Source organism: Bradyrhizobium sp. 199, assembly GCF_023073355.1.
Classification (GTDB): domain Bacteria; phylum Pseudomonadota; class Alphaproteobacteria; order Rhizobiales; family Xanthobacteraceae; genus Bradyrhizobium.
In genome coordinates, this window is sequence record NZ_JADPJI010000006.1 from 190,648 (window position 1) to 207,878 (window position 17,231).

General features: G+C 64.7%; 14 protein-coding genes and 1 pseudogene. 7 read left to right on the forward strand and 8 right to left on the reverse strand.

The features are described from left to right. Window positions 1-473: 473 nt before the first annotated feature. The 5 genes and pseudogenes from IVB28_RS21300 (at window position 474) to IVB28_RS21320 (ending at window position 7,441) form a co-directional block, all read left to right on the forward strand. Window positions 474-1,283, forward strand: a complete 810-nt coding sequence (locus tag IVB28_RS21300; protein ID WP_247529115.1) for a DUF3108 domain-containing protein — start codon at window positions 474-476, stop codon at window positions 1,281-1,283. A 760-nt stretch (window positions 1,284-2,043) separates the two neighbouring features. After that, window positions 2,044-5,469 carry a helicase-related protein gene (locus tag IVB28_RS21305; RefSeq protein ID WP_247528823.1) on the forward strand — a complete coding sequence of 1,142 codons (3,426 nt, stop codon included), beginning with the start codon at window positions 2,044-2,046 and terminating at the stop codon, window positions 5,467-5,469. Between the two features lie 12 nt (window positions 5,470-5,481). Beyond that, window positions 5,482-5,745: pseudogene (locus tag IVB28_RS21310) on the forward strand (RNA-binding S4 domain-containing protein); the annotation flags it as partial. 132 nt (window positions 5,746-5,877) lie between these two features. Continuing rightward, a complete protein-coding gene (gene fdxA, locus IVB28_RS21315) occupies window positions 5,878-6,216 on the forward strand; it encodes a ferredoxin FdxA (RefSeq protein ID WP_247528827.1) in 339 nt (112 codons plus the stop codon). 343 nt (window positions 6,217-6,559) lie between these two features. Then, complete coding sequence (locus IVB28_RS21320; RefSeq protein WP_247528828.1) at window positions 6,560-7,441, forward strand: CarD family transcriptional regulator; 882 nt, start codon at window positions 6,560-6,562, stop codon at window positions 7,439-7,441. A gap of 92 nt (window positions 7,442-7,533) precedes the next feature. Here the strand turns inward: IVB28_RS21320 and IVB28_RS21325 are convergent, their stop codons facing one another. After that, window positions 7,534-7,899, reverse strand: coding sequence for a helix-turn-helix domain-containing protein (locus tag IVB28_RS21325; RefSeq protein WP_247528829.1), 366 nt, complete (start codon window positions 7,897-7,899; stop codon window positions 7,534-7,536). Between the two features lie 108 nt (window positions 7,900-8,007). On the opposite strand from IVB28_RS21325, the gene IVB28_RS21330 reads away from it, so the two are divergent. Then, on the forward strand, window positions 8,008-8,712 hold the full coding sequence (locus IVB28_RS21330; RefSeq protein ID WP_247529116.1) for a glutathione S-transferase family protein: 705 nt from the start codon (window positions 8,008-8,010) through the stop codon (window positions 8,710-8,712). A 41-nt stretch (window positions 8,713-8,753) separates the two neighbouring features. Here IVB28_RS21330 and IVB28_RS21335 read toward each other — a convergent pair whose 3' ends face one another. From IVB28_RS21335 to cyoA, 7 genes are read right to left on the reverse strand one after another with little or no spacing between them, the layout of a single operon-like run. Beyond that, window positions 8,754-9,287 (reverse strand): response regulator transcription factor, encoded by a 534-nt coding sequence (locus IVB28_RS21335; protein ID WP_247528830.1) that lies wholly within the window; start codon window positions 9,285-9,287, stop codon window positions 8,754-8,756. Continuing rightward, a complete protein-coding gene (locus IVB28_RS21340) occupies window positions 9,277-10,680 on the reverse strand; it encodes an ATP-binding protein (protein ID WP_247528831.1) in 1,404 nt (467 codons plus the stop codon). Before IVB28_RS21340 ends, IVB28_RS21335 begins: the two co-directional genes overlap by 11 nt. Further along, entirely contained in the window at window positions 10,652-11,500 is an 849-nt protein-coding gene (locus IVB28_RS21345) for an SURF1 family protein (protein WP_247528832.1), read from the reverse strand. Before IVB28_RS21345 ends, IVB28_RS21340 begins: the two co-directional genes overlap by 29 nt. After that, complete coding sequence (cyoD, locus tag IVB28_RS21350; RefSeq protein WP_247528833.1) at window positions 11,497-11,877, reverse strand: cytochrome o ubiquinol oxidase subunit IV; 381 nt, start codon at window positions 11,875-11,877, stop codon at window positions 11,497-11,499. Before cyoD ends, IVB28_RS21345 begins: the two co-directional genes overlap by 4 nt. Continuing rightward, window positions 11,874-12,503 carry a cytochrome o ubiquinol oxidase subunit III gene (gene cyoC / locus IVB28_RS21355; RefSeq protein ID WP_247528834.1) on the reverse strand — a complete coding sequence of 210 codons (630 nt, stop codon included), beginning with the start codon at window positions 12,501-12,503 and terminating at the stop codon, window positions 11,874-11,876. Before cyoC ends, cyoD begins: the two co-directional genes overlap by 4 nt. Next, window positions 12,504-14,501: a cytochrome o ubiquinol oxidase subunit I gene (gene cyoB / locus IVB28_RS21360; RefSeq protein WP_247528835.1), complete on the reverse strand. Its 1,998-nt coding sequence runs from the start codon at window positions 14,499-14,501 to the stop codon at window positions 12,504-12,506. It abuts the gene before it with no gap. Window positions 14,502-14,526: 25 nt separating this feature from the next. Continuing rightward, on the reverse strand, window positions 14,527-15,687 hold the full coding sequence (gene cyoA / locus IVB28_RS21365; RefSeq protein WP_247528836.1) for a ubiquinol oxidase subunit II: 1,161 nt from the start codon (window positions 15,685-15,687) through the stop codon (window positions 14,527-14,529). Between the two features lie 177 nt (window positions 15,688-15,864). Here cyoA and IVB28_RS21370 point away from each other — a divergent pair, with 177 nt between their 5' ends. After that, a complete protein-coding gene (locus IVB28_RS21370) occupies window positions 15,865-17,193 on the forward strand; it encodes an MFS transporter (protein WP_247528838.1) in 1,329 nt (442 codons plus the stop codon). Window positions 17,194-17,231 lie beyond the last annotated feature (38 nt).

Here is a 17,231-nt window from a genome sequence, read left to right on the forward strand (position 1 = left end):
CTTTTGTCCTTGCAGGGAGCGGCGGACGTATAGGGGGGAAGGGGCGGGCCGTCAAGGTTTTGGGCGGGGATTCGGGGCCGCACGAGTGGTGCGCTCCCTCCCCGGAGCGCGGGGGAGGGTTGGGGAGAGGGCTCTCTCCTCGGGGCGAGACGCCACTACGGATGGTGCCCCCCAGAGGAGAAAGCCCTCACCCGCGCTTCGCGCGACCTCTCCCGCACGCGGGAGAGGTTACAGCACCCGCGGTTACCGATCACCAAAACGGCAGTGTTTGTCGCGCCTTACCATCACATAAAGGGCGCATTCGCCGCCGAAGAGTCCGGTGGAGTTCCCGGCTCGTCCCGCTAGCGCCACATTGCTTGCCGCGGTTTTTGGCTTAAGTAACAGCCATCGCGCCCCAATTGGATTGTTTCGTGCCCACAACGTCCGCTCTTGCGCCAGAAACGCGCTCAGTCCGCCTGCGCCTTGCGGGCTGGCTGACGGCGTTTTGCGGCCTCGCGTTGGCCTGGGGCGCGGCGCCGGCGGCGGCGCAGGGCAAGCTCGAGGCGCAATATGAGGCCTCGTTGTCAGGCATACCCGTGGGCAAGGGCGGCTGGAATATCGACATCCAGGACGACGTGTATTCGGCGGCCGCCGCGGGCGGCACCAGCGGGCTTTTGAAATCGTTCACGGGCGGGTCCGGCACCGGCGCTAGCCAAGGCCGCGTCGTTGGCGGCGCGCTGGTTGCGACCGGCTACCAGGCCTCCACCACCACCCAGAAGAAGACCGAAGAGATCCGCATCACGCTCGACAAGGGCAATGTGAAGGATTTTGCGATCCTGCCGGAGCCGCCGGTCGATCCGGACCGCATCGTCGTTACCGAGGCGCATCGCCGCGGCGTCTGGGACCCCATGACGGCCTCGCTGCTGCGCGTGCCCGGCACCGGCGATCCCGTTACGCCCGAGGCCTGTCACAGCTCGGCCCCCGTGTTCGACGGCCGCATGCGCTACGATCTCAAGCTCGATTTCAAGCGCATGGAGACCGTGAAGGCGGAGAAGGGCTATAAGGGCCCGGTCGTGGTCTGCTCGCTCTATTTCGTCCCCGTCGCCGGCTACATCCCCGACCGCCCCGTGATCAAATACCTCGCCGCCCAGCGCAATATCGAGATCGCCTTCGCCCCGGTCGCCGGCACCCGCATCCTGGTCCCGTTCTGGCTGAAAGTGCCGACGCCGCTCGGCCCGGCCATGCTGGAAGCCACCAGCTTCATCACCACAGCCCAGCCGCCAAAGGTGGCGAAGACGCAGTAGGGCGGTGGTGGTCTGCTTACCCTCTCCTGTGGGAGGGTCGATCGCGCGCAGCGCGAGCGGGGTGGGGTGATCTCTCCACACCAAGACTGCTCGTGCGGCGAGATCACCCCACCCCGTGCGTTTCGCTTTCCTCGATTGCGCGCCGGCCCACGGGCGACCTCAGCTGGTCCCGGACCGCCTCCAAAGAGCGGCTAGGAAATCCAGCTATTTCAACCACATACCTACTGTGCATGGGGTTGTTTTCGCGAAAGTGAGTTAGGGGGCCCCACCTGCCGGGGAATCCATTGACTCCACGCCGATTCTGATTCGACTCCGTGCCGTCCCCAACTTAACGCTGACCGCCATCGAAACGTCACTTGTACGGCGGCCCGAAACTCCATCTAGTTGCGCCCGACAAGACTGCCGCGACATCTGGCGTGAACGGAACGGGACTCAATCTGGAGTCAGCGATTCGGCCGCGATTCGTTCTAGAGCCGTTCCGAAGCTTAAGACCAACGGGAAAAGCGTCGCAAAGTGAGACAGTTGCGAGAGGTTTGGGGACGATGCTTCCAACCCGTCGGTGTGCCCCTCACCCTGAGGAGGCCGCGCAAGCGGCCGTCTCGAAGGGCGAGGGGGCTTGGCTCGCTCGATGGCGCCAGCCGGGCCTTCATCCTTGAGACGCGCTGACGCGCTCCCCGCGATGAGGAGCAACAGCCAGTCCCGCCGCCGCCCCAAAAGGGCACTGACATTCGCCCAAATCGCCATTACCTAATCCCCAGACATGGCTTTTTCTTCCTCCCCCTTCGCCTCCGAGCGCGCACCCGGTGCGGGCGTCACTGCGGTGCTCGGGCCGACCAATACCGGCAAGACCCATCTCGCCATCGAGCGGATGCTTGCGCATCCCTCGGGCATGATCGGGCTGCCGCTGCGGCTGTTGGCGCGCGAGGTCTACAACAAGATCGCGGGCCGGGTCGGCAGCGAGGCGGTTGCGCTCGTCACCGGCGAGGAGAAGATCAAGCCGAAGAACCCGCGCTATTGGGTCTCGACCGTCGAGGCGATGCCGCGCGACCTCGATCTCTCCTTCCTCGCCGTCGACGAGGTCCAGATCGCTAGCGATCTCGAACGCGGCCACGTCTTCACCGATCGCATCCTCAACCGCCGCGGCCGCGACGAGACGTTGCTGCTGGGCGCGGCCACCATGCGCCCGATCATCGAACGCCTGTTGCCGGGCGTCTCCATGATCACGCGGCCGCGGCTGTCGCAGCTCGAATTCGCCGGCGACCGCAAGATCACGCGCCAGCCGCGCCGCACCGCCATCGTCGCGTTCTCGGCGGATGAGGTTTACGCCATCGCCGAGCTGATCCGCCGCCAGCATGGCGGCGCCGCCGTGGTGCTGGGCTCGCTCTCGCCGCGTACCCGCAACGCGCAGGTCGAGATGTTCCAGAACGGCGACGTCGATTATCTCGTCGCCACCGACGCCGTCGGCATGGGCCTCAATCTCGACGTCGACCACGTCGCCTTTGCCTCCGACCGCAAGTTCGACGGCTATCAGTTCCGCCGCCTGACGCCGTCCGAATTCGCGCAGATTGCGGGGCGCGCCGGCCGCGCCACACGCAACGGCACCTTCGGCAGCACGGGCCGCTGCGCGCCGTTCGAGCCCGAGCTCGTCAACGCGCTGCAGAACCACACCTTCGAACCCGTGAAGATGCTGCAATGGCGCAACGCGAAGCTGGATTTCTCCTCGCTCGGCGCGCTCCAGGTCGCGCTGAACCTCGCCCCCGGCCACGAGGCGCTGACGCGCGCGCCGATCGCCGAGGACATGCGCGTGCTCGATCATGCCGCCCGCGACGCCGAGGTGCGCGATATCGCACATGGCAAAGAGGCGGTGGAGCGGTTGTGGGAGGCCTGCCAGGTCCCGGACTACCGAAAACTGTCGCCAGCCGCCCATGCCGAGCTGGTGACGACCCTTTACGGCTTCCTGATGCGCAAGAGCTGCATCCCCGACGCCTGGTTCGAAGCCCAGGTCACCCAGGCCGACCGCACCGACGGCGACATCGACACGCTGTCGGCCCGGATCGCGCAGATCCGCACCTGGACCTTCGTCGCCAACCGCCCGGACTGGCTGAAAGACCCCGAACGCTGGCAGGGGGTGACGCGGGAGGTCGAAAATAAATTATCGGATGCGCTCCATGAACGCTTGACTGAGCGTTTCGTTGATCGCCGGACCAGTGTATTGATGCGCCGCCTGCGGGAGAACACGAGCTTGAATACTGAAATCGGCAAGACCGGCGAAGTCATCGTCGAAGGCCATGTCATCGGCCGTCTCGATGGCTTCACCTTTGCACCGGATGCGGCGGAAGCCGGCTCCGATGCGAAAGCCTTGCAGGCTGCAGCGCAAGCGGTGCTCGCCGGCGAGATCAACACGCGCGCCGAACGGCTCGGCAATGCGCCGGACGATCAGTTCGTGCTGACTTCGGAAGGCATCATCCGCTGGACCGGCGATGCCGTGGCGCGGCTGTCTGCCGCAGAGGACGCGCTGCATCCGCGCATTCGCATCATCTCCGACGAGCGCCTGACCGGCGGCCCCCGCGAGAAGGTGCAGGCCCGGCTCGAGCTCTGGCTCAAGACGCATATCGAGAAGCTGCTCGGGCCGATGTTCGAGCTGTCCAGGGCCGAGGACGTCACCGGCATCGCCCGCGGCATCGCCTATCAGCTCGTCGAGGCGCTCGGCGTGCTCGAGCGTCCGAAGATCGCCAACGAGCTGAAGGATCTCGACCAGCCCTCGCGCGCGGTCTTGCGCAAATACGGCGTCCGTTTCGGCGCCTATCACATTTATTTCCCCGGCCTGCTCAAGCCCGCCGCGCGTGCGCTGGCCGCGCTGCTGTGGGCGCTGAAGCAGGACAATGTCGATCTTTCCTCCCTGTCGGGCGCGCAGCATCTGGCATCTTCGGGCCGCACCTCGTTCCCGGTCGACAAGGCGCTGCCGCGCGATGCCTATCGCGTGCTCGGCTACAAGCAGGCTGGCGAGCGCGCCGTGCGCGTCGACATTCTGGAGCGCCTTGCAGATCTGATCCGCCCCGCGCTGGCCTGGCGCGCGAACGCGTCCGGCGAAAAGCCGGCCGGCGCCTTCGATGGCCGCAGCTTCGTGGTGACGCAGGCGATGACCTCGCTGACGGGCTCCGCAGGCGAGGATTTTGCGTCGGTCCTGCGTGCCCTCGGCTATCGCATGGAGAAGCGCCCGCCGCTGCCGCAGAAGCCTGTCGTGGCCGAGCAGGTCGTGCCTGAAACGGTCGCGGCAGAGACGCCGCCCGTTGAAGGCAGCGCCGAGACGTCGACCGAGGTCTCGACCGAGACCGCAGCGGAGGCCGTCGCCGGCCTGCCCGAGGAGGCATCCACCGAAGCCGCCGCTGAAGCCGTCACCGTCGAAGACGCTCCCGGCATGGAGCAGCAGGACGGGCAAGCTCCCGAGGCCGAGCCGGCGCTGGAAGCTTCCCCTGAGGCGCCCGTCACACCCGAAGACGCTCCCGGCATTGCGCCGCCGGCGGAAGAGACCGCTGCGTCCCCCGAGGCTGCCGACCTCGAAGCCGCTGCCGCCGAGACCGCGGCAACGGAAGCCGCTGCATCGGCCGATGCCGCCGCGCCCGAAGCTGCGGCAGCCCCTGCCGAGCCCGAACTGATCGAGGTCTGGCGTCCCGGCGGCCGTCACGACGACCGCAAGCCGCGCCACGAGCGCCATCGCAACCAGCGTCACCACCAGCCGCGTCCGCAGGCCGGCGCCGAGGCAGGTGCCGCGCCCGCCGAAGGCGGGGCCGCGCAAGCCGCCGATGGCGAGAAGCGCAACGAGCGCCATCGTCATGGCGGCCCTCGCAGGGACGGTGGCCGAGACTTCCGCAAGCCGCGCGAAGGTGGCGGCGAAGCCGCGCCGCGTCCCGAGGGGCGCGACGACAAGAACCGCCGCTTCGAGGGCAAGGACCGCGACAACAAGGGACGCGATCGCGACAAGGGCAAATTCGGCGGAGATCGCGACAAGGGCCGTGACAACCGTGGCCGCGACCGTGACAAGGGCCGCGATCGCCAGGGCGGTCCGTCGCTGCGCCCCTACGCCTCGAGCGCGAACCCGCGCGAGCGCGATCGTCCAGCCGATCCGAACTCGCCTTTCGCAAAACTCGCCGCGCTGAAAGAGCAGCTGGCCGGCCGCAAGGAGTGACCCACGACGACCGAGCGGCAGCGCCTCGACAAATGGCTGTGGCACGCGCGGGTGGTGAAGGCGCGCACCTCGGCCGCTGAGCTCGTCGAAAAAGGCCACGTCCGCATCAACGGCGCCCGCGAGACCTCGCCGGGTCACGCGGTCAAGATTGGCGATGTGCTCACCATCGCGCTCGACCGCACGGTGCGCGTCTTGAAGGTGATGGCCTTCAACGAACGCCGCGGCGATGCTGCCTCGGCGCGGGTGCTCTATGAAGAGCTCGGCGCGCGCAATTAATTGCGCATCGCATTCATTTCTTGGTCGATCAAGCGCACACAAGTGTCATGATCGGGCCTTCACGACCTTGCGGCGCCCGGCCATCCGCGCTACGCAAGCCGCGACTTTTAAAAGAGCTTTTCGGAGCGTTGGATGACTTACGTCGTCACTGAAAACTGCATCAAGTGCAAGTACACCGACTGCGTCGAGGTCTGCCCGGTCGACTGCTTCTACGAGGGTGACAACATGCTCGTCATCCACCCCGACGAGTGCATCGATTGCGGCGTGTGCGAGCCGGAATGCCCTGCCGACGCCATCAAGCCGGACACGGAACCGGGCCTGGAAAAGTGGCTCCAGGTCAACGCCGACTACGCCAAGAGCTGGCCGAACATCACCCAGAAGAAAGAATCACCTGCCGACGCCAAGGATTTCGACGGCAAGGAAGGCAAGTTCGAGAAATATTTTTCTGCGAACCCCGGCTCCGGCGACTAAATCGGGCCCAAACTTAACCCTAATAGCGGCGTTGCGGCCGAAAACCAGCCCTGAAGACCCCTAAATCATTGATTTTTGCGGGAAATGTGCTATATTGGGCACATTGAGCCGAACCCCGTCAGCCGCGTTGGCCCCTCTGGGTTCCCGTGAATCAAATGTCGAACAGGGGCGTGGCAGTTTCCGCGCGCAGGCTGTGTCACAGAAAACGCGTAAAAAGAGTACTTCAGCGAGGGCTTCCCACAAGGAGGCCAAAAAAGTCGCCGCGGCCAGCCGTAGCGCATCCAAGGGTCGGACCGCGACGAAGGCGCCGGCTGCAAAGTCCTCGAAGAACAAAAGAAGCGCAATGCCTCACAAGACTGCCAAACCGGCCGCGAAAGCGACCGCTGCTAAGCCTGCTGCCAAGCCTGTGACTGCGAAGCCTGTGACTGCGAAGCCTGTGACTGCCAAACCTGCCGCCAAACCTGTGACTGCCAAGGCTCCTGCGGTCAAGGCTCCCGCTGCCAAGCCCGCCGCGCCGAAGGCTCCCGTTGCTGCTGCTCCTGCCAAGGCTCCTGTCGCCGCTGCCAAGCCGGCCGCCAAGCCCGCTGCTGCTCCGAAGATCGAGGAAAAGAAGGTCGTGACCCAGCGCCAGGGCTTCAAAGCCAACGAATTCGTCGTCTATCCCGCCCACGGCGTCGGCCAGATCCTGGCCATCGAGGAGCAGGAGATCGCCGGTGCCAAGCTCGAGCTGTTCGTCATCAACTTCATCAAGGACAAGATGACGCTGCGGGTGCCGACCGCCAAGGTCGCCAATGTCGGCATGCGCAAGCTGTCCGATCCGACGCTGGTGAAGAAGGCGCTGGAGACTCTCAAGGGCCGCGCCCGCGTCAAGCGCACCATGTGGTCGCGCCGCGCGCAGGAATATGAAGCGAAGATCAATTCGGGCGATATCGTCGCGATCGCGGAAGTCGTGCGCGACCTCTATCGCTCGGAGTCGCAGCCGGAGCAGTCCTACAGCGAACGTCAGCTTTACGAAGCGGCGCTCGACCGTCTCTCCCGCGAGATCGCGGTGGTGCAGCACTCGACCGAGACCGAAGCGGTCAAGGAAATCGAAGCCCAGCTCGCCAAGAGCCCGCGCCGCAACGCCAAGGCGGAAGCCGCCGAAGGCGAAGCCGACACGGATGCCGAGGGCGATAGCGACGAAACCGATGGCGACGGCACCGCCGTCGCCGACGAGGCCGCGTAAGCAGCTTCGTCGCGTCGATCGCAACAGATCAAAGCCCGGCCGTTCGGCCGGGCTTTTCGTTTGGACGGATGGCTGTCCTCTTCGGCGGCGTGTCAGATCGCGTTACGTGACGCGCCGATCCCGGTCTCGCGGCCTTGTTCGCCGGCTGCGGCCGCAACGGTCGACCACCAATCGCCCAATGCGTCGATCAACGGCACGAGCGTGTGACCTGCGGAGGTCAGGTCATACTCGACCCGCAGCGGATATCCGTCGAACTCGGTGCGGGTGACGATACCGGCGTCCTCCAGCTTGCGCAGCTCGAGCGTCAGCATTCTGTGCGAGATGGTCGGATTGTCCCGGCGCAAGTCGCTGAACCGTTTGGTGCCCTGCTTCAAATAGTAGATCAGAAGCGTGGGCCAGCGCCCGCTCAGGATCTGCATTACTTCCTCGATGGGGCATCTCGAGACGAGATCTTTCATCGGCGACTCCAGGTTACAAAAAAGTTCGTAATTTACTTGGTGCGGCGAGCGACTAGGGTCCGCGCAACGCTGCGCAGCGTGATCATCAGAAATCACGGAGAATGGATCATGGATCCGATCTTAATCTACGGCTTCCCGATGGGAAGCTCCATGGGACTCGTTGCGGCTCTCGAATGGCTGGGGAGGCCATATCGGCTGTGCCGTGTCGATATGCTGGGCGAGATGCAGAGCCCGTCATACGCCCGAATCAATCCGCGACACGAGACGCCCGCGTTCATCACGGAACAAGGTGCGGTGCTGACGGAAACGATGGCGATCGCGAGCTGGCTCGAATCCAGGGACGTCGAACGGCGCATCAGCTTCGATCCGCTGTCGCCGCAAGCCGACCGCATGCATCAGCTCATGGCGTTCGTGAATACCGGCTTTACGGCTGCCTTCTCGCCGCTTTGGGCCGCACTGGAAGGCAAAGCGATGGAGCCGGCCACAAAGGCGGCTCTGCGGGATTTTGGTACAGCGAAGGTGATCGAGCGCCACGACAAGCTCGAACAATTAATCGAAGGGACGCGCTTCCTGCTCGGCGACAGGCCGACGCTGGCTGACGCGTTGCTCATAGGCGTGGCACGCTGGCTCGACTTCCACGCCGTGGCGGAGCGGCGCCGCTGGCCGAAGCTGGAGGCGCTGCGAGAGCGCCTCGAAGCTGATTCTGCCGTCGTCTACGCCACTGCTCTGGAGAACGGGGATGCCAATCCGGGCGCGGGATTCTGCACAGGCCATGCTGCGCTCGCCGACGTCATCGCGCGGTTCGGCAAATAGCCGCCACGAGGGGAGGAGGAGGGAGCTCGATCCGCTCCTCCCTACTTCACCGGCCGCTTCTCGAGCTTCCTTGCCAGGGTGCGCCGGTGCATGCCGAGGCGGCGCGCCGCCTCCGAAATGTTGAAATCCGTTTCGATCAGGGTCTGGTGGATGCGCTCCCATTCCAGCGTCTTGATCGAGGTCGGCCGCGCATCCAGCGCGACTTCGGTGTTTCCCGCGGCCTTGGTGAAGGCGGCTTCGATGTCGTCGGTATTCGAGGGCTTTGCCAGATAATGGCAGGCGCCCAGCTTGATCGCCTCGACGGCGGTGGAGATGCTGGCAAAGCCGGTGAGCACGACGATCAGCATGTCCGGATCATGCGTGTGCAGGAGCTCGACGCAGGCAAGGCCCGAGGCACCGCCGAGCTTGAGGTCGACCACGGCATGGCCGAAGGAGCGCTCGTCCAGCGCCTGCCGCACCTCTTCGATGGAAGCGGCCAGCACGACATCATAGCCCCGGCGCTCGAATGAGCGTTTCAGGGTGCGCGCAAAGCCTGCGTCGTCCTCGACGACGATGAGCGAACGGTCAGGCGTCAAAATTGCCTCCGATCGCAAGCGTTGCGAGCGGCAGCGTCAGGCGCACGGTGGCGCCCCGCTTCCTGTGGTTCTCGGCGGTCACGGTGCCCCCCAACTTGCGCACCACGTTCACCACCAGGAACAGGCCGAGCCCGCCGCCGGCGCGGCCCTTGCTCGACTGATAGGGCTTTCCGAGCTGCGCCAGCATCTCCGGCGCAAAGCCCGGGCCGCGATCGCTGATCGACAGCACGAGGTTGTCGGCCTCGCGCTCGGCCACAAGCTCGACCCATTCGCGCGAGACCTCATAGGCGTTGTCGAGCACGTTGAAGATGACCTGCTTCAACGCAATGTCGGAGACGATCGCAACGTCCGTGCCGAACGTATTGACGAAGTAGAGCGTCCGTGCCGAGCGCGCGTCACGCCACTCGTCGACCAATGCGGTCACGAACGCTGTCACCGTCGTCGGCGAGGAGCCTTCGCCGCGCGCTTCGCCCGCCGACACCAGGATGCCCGTCACGATCGACTTGCAGCGCTGCAGCGAGGTTTCCATTTCCGCGAGGTCCTCGGCAAGCTCCTGATCGGCGGCAAGATCCGGCATGCGGCGCCAATCGCTGAGGATCACCGAGAGCGAGGCCAGCGGCGTGCCGAGTTCGTGCGCCGCGCCGGAGGCGAGCAGGCCCATGCGCACGATGTGGTCCTGCTCGGCCGCATGCTGGCGGAACGCCGCCAGGTGCGCATCGCGCTCGCGCAGGTTTCGATTGATGCGGGTGACGAACACGACCAGCAACACGGCATTGAGCACGAAGCCCACCAGCATGCCGGCGACAGTGAGCGTGTAAGTCTCGCTCAACGGGTTGGGCGGCAGATCCAGCGGGCGGTAAGCCAGCGTCAGCCAGACAAAACTCGCGCAGGTCAGTGCGACCAGCGACCACGTCGAGCGGGCATCGAGCAGCACAGCGCCGAGCGTCACCTGAAGCAGGAACAGCGAGGTGAAAGGGTTGGTGGCGCCGCCAGAGAGGTAAAGCTGCGCGGTCAGCGCGGCGACATCCAGCATCAAGGCGACCAGCAGTTCGTTGTTGGTGATCGCGGCGCGATGGCGTACCCAGATGAGGCTCGAGACGTTGAGCAGCACAAGCGCGCCAATCACCGCGCCCATCCGCTCCAAAGGCAAGGGGATGCCGAGCCCAAAATGCACGCCGCCGATGGTCACGATCTGGCCGACGACCGCGGTCCAGCGCAGCTGGATCAGCAGCGCCATGTTCTTGCGATTGGTCTCGTCGTCAGTCGGGGCAGCGCCGAGCAACTCGCCGCGCGCATCCGCCTGCGATTGCAGCGTGACGGCCAGCCCGCCATGAGGAAGTGTTTGGGAAAGCGGCTTCCCGTCGTCAGGCCTGTTCGACGATCGTTCCAGCATCTGATCCCGTCCTGCGCGCGGCGGCATCTGGGCCACCGACCGGTTCGTGGACGAAGCGCTTGCGCCGGACCAGCCCGCCGCCGAATGTGACGAAGAGTTTACCGGCCAGCATGAAGGCCAGGGCCAACCACGTCAGCGCGTAGATCAGGTGGTTATTGGGAAACCGGATGACGGTCAATCCGCCGATCGGACCGCCGGCAATTTGTGATCCGGCGCCGGCATCCACGAAGAACGGCGCGACATCGTGGAGACCGCGGGCCGCCGCGATCGCGGCGACGTCCCGCGAGTACCAGCGGTTGTGCTGGGGCACGTTGTTTCGCAGGAACCCGCCCTTGGACTCCGTCATGCGGAGCAGGCCGCTGAGCTCGACCTGGCCATTCGGATTGCCGCTTTGGCGGGTCGACGCCTCGCGCCGCTCCGCCGGTACGAAGCCGCGGTTGACCAGGACCTGCGTGCCGTCGTCGCGCAGAAGCGGCGTCAGCACCCAATAGCCCGGGCCCTCCTCGGTGACGGCCTGCACCAGCGTCTCGCGATCATGCAGGAAGCGGCCGGCGACGCTGACATGCCTGTATTCGTCGTTTGCGGCGGAGACCGCGGACCACGAAGCGGGCGAGGGGATCGGCACCGCGGGGGCATGAACCCGTCGCTCGACACGGTCGATCAGCGCCAGCTTCCAGGCGCGCCGTTCAATCTGCCAGACGCCGAGCGCGATCAGGGTCATGAACACCGTGAGCGAGAGGACCGTGAGCCACAGCGAGGGTCGCGCAGCATGGCCACGCGTCCCTCTTCCCTTGCTCGGCACGGTCCTGATCTCGCTCACTTCATTCCGCTCATCTGGTGCATCGGCATCATGTTGCTGTTGAGGTGGCTCATCACCCACAGCGAACCCGACAGCGCGATCACCACCATGACGACGGTGAAGATCAGCGCCATCATGCTCCAGCCGTTCTCGGACGTCGTGTTCATGTGCAGGAAGTAGATCATGTGCACGACGATCTGCACGACCGCAAAGGCCATGATGACGAGCGCGGTGATCTGCTTATTCGGCAGCGCGCCGCTCATCACCAGCCAGAACGGGATCGCGGTCAGCACGACCGAGAGCACAAAGCCGAGCATATAGGTCGAGAACGAGCCATGAGCGTGGCTGTCGCCGTTGTGATGATGATCCACGCCAGCTGCATGAGTATCGGTGTTCACCGCAGAACTCCCAGGAGATAGACGAAAGTGAAGACGCCGATCCAGACCACGTCGAGGAAGTGCCAGAACATCGACAGGCACATCAGACGGCGGCGGTTGGCTTCGATCAGACCGAACTTTTGGACCTGTACCATCAGCGTCAGCAGCCAGATCAGGCCGCAGGAGACGTGCAGGCCATGGGTGCCGACCAGGGTGAAGAACGCGGAGAGGAAGGCGCTACGCTGGGGCGTCGCACCCTCGTGGATCATGTGGGCGAACTCGGTGAGCTCGATGCCGATGAAGGCGAGGCCGAACAGGCCGGTGACCGCCAGCCAGATCTGCGTCTGCGCGACCTTGTTCTGCTGCATCGTCAGCATGGCGAAGCCGTAGGTGATCGACGACAGCAGCAGCATCGAGGTGTTCACCGCGACCAGGTTGAGGTCGAACAGGTCCTTCGGCGCCGGGCCGGCGGCGTAATTGCCGCCGAGCACGCCGAAGGTGGCGAACAGGATCGCGAAGATGAGGCAGTCGCTCATCAGGTAGATCCAGAAGCCGAGCGAGGTGCTCCAGCCTTCCGGATGCGGGTGTTCGTCGGCGACGTAGAAGACCGGTCCGCCGGTTTGAGAGGGATTGATAGCGATCGTCATTTACTTGGCTCCGGCGAGCAGTTTGGTGCGCGCGTCCTCGGCCCGGATGACGTCTTCAGCCGGAATGTCGAAGTCGCGGTGATAGTTGAAGGTGTGACCGATCCCGACAGCGAGCATCGCGATGAAGCTCACGGCAGCCAGCCACCAGATGTACCAGATCAGGCCGAATCCCATCGCGGTGGCGAGGCCGGCAAGGATGATGCCCGTGCCGGTGCTGCTGGGCATGTGGATCGGCCTGAATCCGGTGAGCGGACGCTGATAGCCCCGGCGCTTCATGTCCCACCACGCGTCATTGTCGTGAACGACGGGGGTGAAGGCGAAGTTATAGTCCGGCGGCGGCGAAGAGGTCGCCCATTCCAGCGTGCGCGCATCCCAGGGATCGCCCGTGACGTCCTTGAGCTGCTCGCGCTTGAGGAAGCTGACCGCGAACTGCATCAGCATGCACATGATGCCCAGGAGCACGAGACCGGCTCCGATCGCGGCAATGACGAACCAGATCTGCAAAGACGGATCGTCGAACACACGCAGGCGGCGGGTGACTCCCATCAGGCCGAGCACGTAGAGCGGCATGAAGGCGAGATAGAAGCCGGTGACCCAGAACCAGAACGACAGCTTGCCCCAGAACGGATCGAGCTTGAAGCCGAACGCTTTCGGGAACCAGTAGGTGATGCCGGCAAAGGCGCCGAACACCACGCCGCCGATGATGACGTTGTGGAAGTGCGCGATCAGGAACAGGCTGTTGTGCAGCACGAAGTCGGCTGGCGGCACCGCCAGCAGCACGCCGGTCATGCCGCCGATCACGAAGGTCAGCATGAAGGCGATCGTCCACATCATCGGCAGCTCGTAGCGGATGCGTCCGCGATACATCGTGAACAGCCAGTTGAACATCTTCGCGCCCGTCGGGATCGAGATGATCATCGTGGTGATGCCGAAGAACGAGTTGACGCTGGCGCCAGAGCCCATCGTGAAGAAATGATGCAGCCAGACCAGGTACGACAGGATGGTGATGACGACCGTGGCGTAGACCATCGAGGTGTAGCCGAACAGCCGCTTGCCGGAGAAGGTCGAGGTCACCTCGGAGAAGATGCCGAAGGCGGGGAGAACGAGGATGTAGACCTCGGGATGGCCCCAGATCCAGATCAGGTTCACGTACATCATCGGGCTGCCGCCGAAATCGTTCGTGAAGAAATTGGTGCCGACATAGCGGTCGAGCGACAGCAGCGCGAGCACGACGGTCAGGACGGGGAAGGAGGCGACGATCAGGACGTTGGTGCAGAGCGAGGTCCAGGTGAAGACCGGCATCTTCATCATGGTCATGCCGGGGCAGCGCAGCTTGACGATGGTGCAGATCAGGTTGATGCCGGATAATGTCGTGCCGACGCCTGCGACCTGCAGCGCCCAGATGTAATAATCGACGCCGACATCGGGACTGTACCCGATATTCGACAGCGGCGGATAAGCCAGCCATCCGGTGCGGGCGAATTCGCCGATGAACAGCGAGGCCATCACCAGCACCGCGCCGCCGACCGTCATCCAGAAGCTGAAATTGTTCAGGAACGGGAACGAGACGTCGCGCGCGCCGATCTGCATCGGCACGACATAGTTCATCAGGCCCGTGACCAGCGGCATCGCCACGAAGAAAATCATGATCACGCCGTGGGCGGTGAAAACCTGGTCGTAATGATGGGCGTTGAGATAGCCTTCGGAGCCGCCGAAGGCCAGCATCTGCTGGCCGCGCATCATCAGCGCATCGGCAAAACCCCGCAGCAGCATCACGATGCCGAGGATCATGTACATGATGCCGATGCGCTTGTGATCGACGGTGGTGAACCACTCGCGCCAGAGATAGCCCCAGAGGCGGAAATAGGTGAGACCGCCGAGCAGCGCGGCGCCGCCGAGCGCGACCACCGCGAAGGTGCCGACGACGATCGGCTCGTGCAGCGGTAGCGATTCGAAGCCGAGCCGGCCGAAGATGAGCTTGAGAAGATCAGGAGACATGCGAACTCTCTTTAGGAGTCTGACTTCAGGAGTCAGACTTGGGACGTTGTCCGAGCAAGAAGGACGAGGACTTCAGCGGCGCAAACGACGGCCGCTTCAGGCCGGCGCCGAGCAGCGGCGCGGTGTCGGTGGGGGCCGTGATGGCGGCGGTGGTCTTTCCTTGCGGCGCATCCGGCGTGCAGGTGCCGGCGACGAAGCTCGGCTCCGGGCCGAATGCGGTGCCGCGGCGGGCGTATTTGTCGTAGGCCAGCGGCAGCGTGTTGTTCAGGCCCTGGTGGCCGGCGCCGCCCTTGGCGTCGATCGCCATCATCTCGCTCTGGCACATCTTGCCGGTCTCGACGCACATGTTGAGGATCAGGCGGTAGAGATCGGCATCGACGGTGCCCCAGCGACGCACCGGCTCGTTCTGGCTGGGCTTTTCGAGCTGGAGATATTCGGCGCGGCCGAGCGAACCGCCGGCCGACTTGGCGCTGGCGATCCAGGCGTCAAAGGCCTTGTCGTCGAGGCCCTGGAAGTTGAAGTGCATGCCGGAGAAGCCGGCGCCGCTATAGTTCGCCGAAAAGCCCTTATAAGTGCCGGCGTGATTGACGACGGCATGGAGCTTGGTCTCCATGCCCGGCATCGCGTAGATCTGGCCGGCGAGCGCGGGGATGTAGAACGAGTTCATCACCGAGGAAGCCGTGATGCGGAATTTGATCGGACGATCGACCGGAGCTGCGAGCTCGTTGACGGTGGCGATGCCGTAATCCGGATAGATAAAGAGCCACTTCCAGTCGAGCGCGACGACATCGACCTCGAGCGGAGCCTTCGACTGGTCCACGGCGCGATCTGCATGGATGCGGCCGAGCGTGCGATAGGGGTCGAGCAGATGCGTGCCCATCCAGGTCAGCGCGCCCAGGCAGACGATGATCAGAAGCGGCGCCGACCAGATCACCAGCTCGAGCTTGGTCGAGTGATCCCATTCCGGCTCGTAGCGGGCCTCGGTGTTGGACTGGCGGTAGCGCCAGGCGAACAGCACCGTCAGCGCCATCACGGGGACGACGATCAGGAGCATCAGGACGGTGGAGATGATGACGAGGTCGCGCTGCTGGGCAGCGATATCGCCGGCTGGCGCCAGCACGACGTAGTCGCAGCCGCTGAGTGCAGCAGCCAGAGGTAGTAGCGCCAGGATCTTGAGACGAGACACGGGCCGACCTTTGAAAATGAGTTTCCTTTGTCGGACCAAGGGGTAGCTGCGGCGCAGCAATCCGGACATTGGACAATTTGTCCAATGTTGCACTGCAGAATGTTGGCTCACAGAGGGCTGGATGCTGGCGCCCGCCGGGCGGTCGGCTTTGGATTTCAGGACGCTAAGGGCGCACGAATGGCGACGGCACAGACCCCCGCAATGGCAGACCTCCACACGGGCGAGCACGGCCACGACCAGGCCAGTCCCGGCGAGATCGCCATCGGCGTCATCATCGGCCGTACCTCGGAATTCTTCGACTTCTTCGTGTTCGCGATCGCCTCGGTGATCGTGTTCCCGCGCCTGGTGTTCCCGTTCGCGAGCGAGCTGACCGGCACGCTCTATTCCTTCATGATCTTCGCGCTGGCCTTCATGGCCCGCCCCATCGGCACCGTCATTTTCATGACGGTCGACCGGGCCTACGGCAAGACGGCCAAGCTGATCTCGGCGCTGTTCCTGCTCGGCACCGCCACCGTCGCGCTGGCGTTCCTGCCCGGCTATCACGACATCGGCGTTGCCGCGATCTGGTTGCTTGCGCTCGCGCGCATTGCGCAGGGTCTGGCCTGGGGCGGCGCCTGGGACGGCATGGCTTCGCTGCTGGCGCTGAACGCGCCGCCTTCCAAGCGCGGCTGGTACGCGATGGTGCCGCAGCTCGGCGCACCGCTCGGGCTGATCGTGGCGAGCGCGCTGTTCGCCTATTTCGCGGGTAACCTCTCGGCCGACGATTTCTTCGACTGGGGCTGGCGCTATCCGTTCTTCGTTGCCTTTGCCATCAACGTCGTGGCGCTGTTCGCGCGTCTGCGCATGGTGACGACCGAGGAATATGCCTCGTTGTTCCAGAGTCGCGAGCTCCAGCCGGCGCGCATCTCCGACACGGTCGCGCGCGAAGGCCAGAACATCATGTTAGGAGCGTTTGCGCCGCTTGCGAGCTTTGCGCTTTTCCACATGGTCACGGTCTTTCCGCTGTCCTGGGTGTTCCTGTTCACCCGCGAAAGCCCGGTGCGCTTCCTGATCATCGAGATCGTCGCCGCTGTGTTCGGTGTGGCCGCGATCGTGATCTCCGGCATCATCGCCGACCGCGTGGGGCGCAAATCGCTGCTAATGGGATCGGCGATTGCGATCGCGATCTATAGCGGCTTTGCCCCGCAGCTGCTCGACGCCGGCGCGTTCGGCGAGACCATCTACATGGTGATCGGCTTCATCCTGCTCGGCCTGTCCTTCGGCCAGTCCTCAGGTGCGATCGCCTCCAATTTCAAGCAGGCATACCGCTACACCGCCTCGGCACTGACTTCGGACATGGCCTGGCTGTTCGGCGCCGGCTTCGCGCCGCTGGTCGCGCTGCTGCTCGCCACAAATCTCGGCGTCATCGCTTCGGGCGCGTATCTCTTGTCCGGCGCGTTCTGGACCCTGCTCGCGCTCTGGCTCAGCGGCCAGCGCGAGAAGGGCGACATGGACGCTGGCGGTTAGGGTTCACGGCGCCACCGCATCACAGGTCTCATAGGGTA

Bases quoted from the DNA above. Each gene is read 5' to 3' on its own strand.
- fdxA (WP_247528827.1), top strand. From the start codon at position 5,878: ATGACTTACGTCGTCACTGAAAACTGCATCAAGTGCAAGTACACCGAC.
- IVB28_RS21340 (WP_247528831.1), bottom strand. From the start codon at position 10,680: ATGCTGGAACGATCGTCGAACAGGCCTGACGACGGGAAGCCGCTTTCC.
- cyoB (WP_247528835.1), bottom strand. From the start codon at position 14,501: ATGTCTCCTGATCTTCTCAAGCTCATCTTCGGCCGGCTCGGCTTCGAA.
- IVB28_RS21305 (WP_247528823.1), top strand. From the start codon at position 2,044: ATGGCTTTTTCTTCCTCCCCCTTCGCCTCCGAGCGCGCACCCGGTGCG.
- IVB28_RS21330 (WP_247529116.1), top strand. From the start codon at position 8,008: ATGGATCCGATCTTAATCTACGGCTTCCCGATGGGAAGCTCCATGGGA.
- IVB28_RS21320 (WP_247528828.1), top strand. From the start codon at position 6,560: ATGCCTCACAAGACTGCCAAACCGGCCGCGAAAGCGACCGCTGCTAAG.
- cyoC (WP_247528834.1), bottom strand. From the start codon at position 12,503: ATGACGATCGCTATCAATCCCTCTCAAACCGGCGGACCGGTCTTCTAC.
- IVB28_RS21325 (WP_247528829.1), bottom strand. From the start codon at position 7,899: ATGAAAGATCTCGTCTCGAGATGCCCCATCGAGGAAGTAATGCAGATC.
- IVB28_RS21370 (WP_247528838.1), top strand. From the start codon at position 15,865: ATGGCGACGGCACAGACCCCCGCAATGGCAGACCTCCACACGGGCGAG.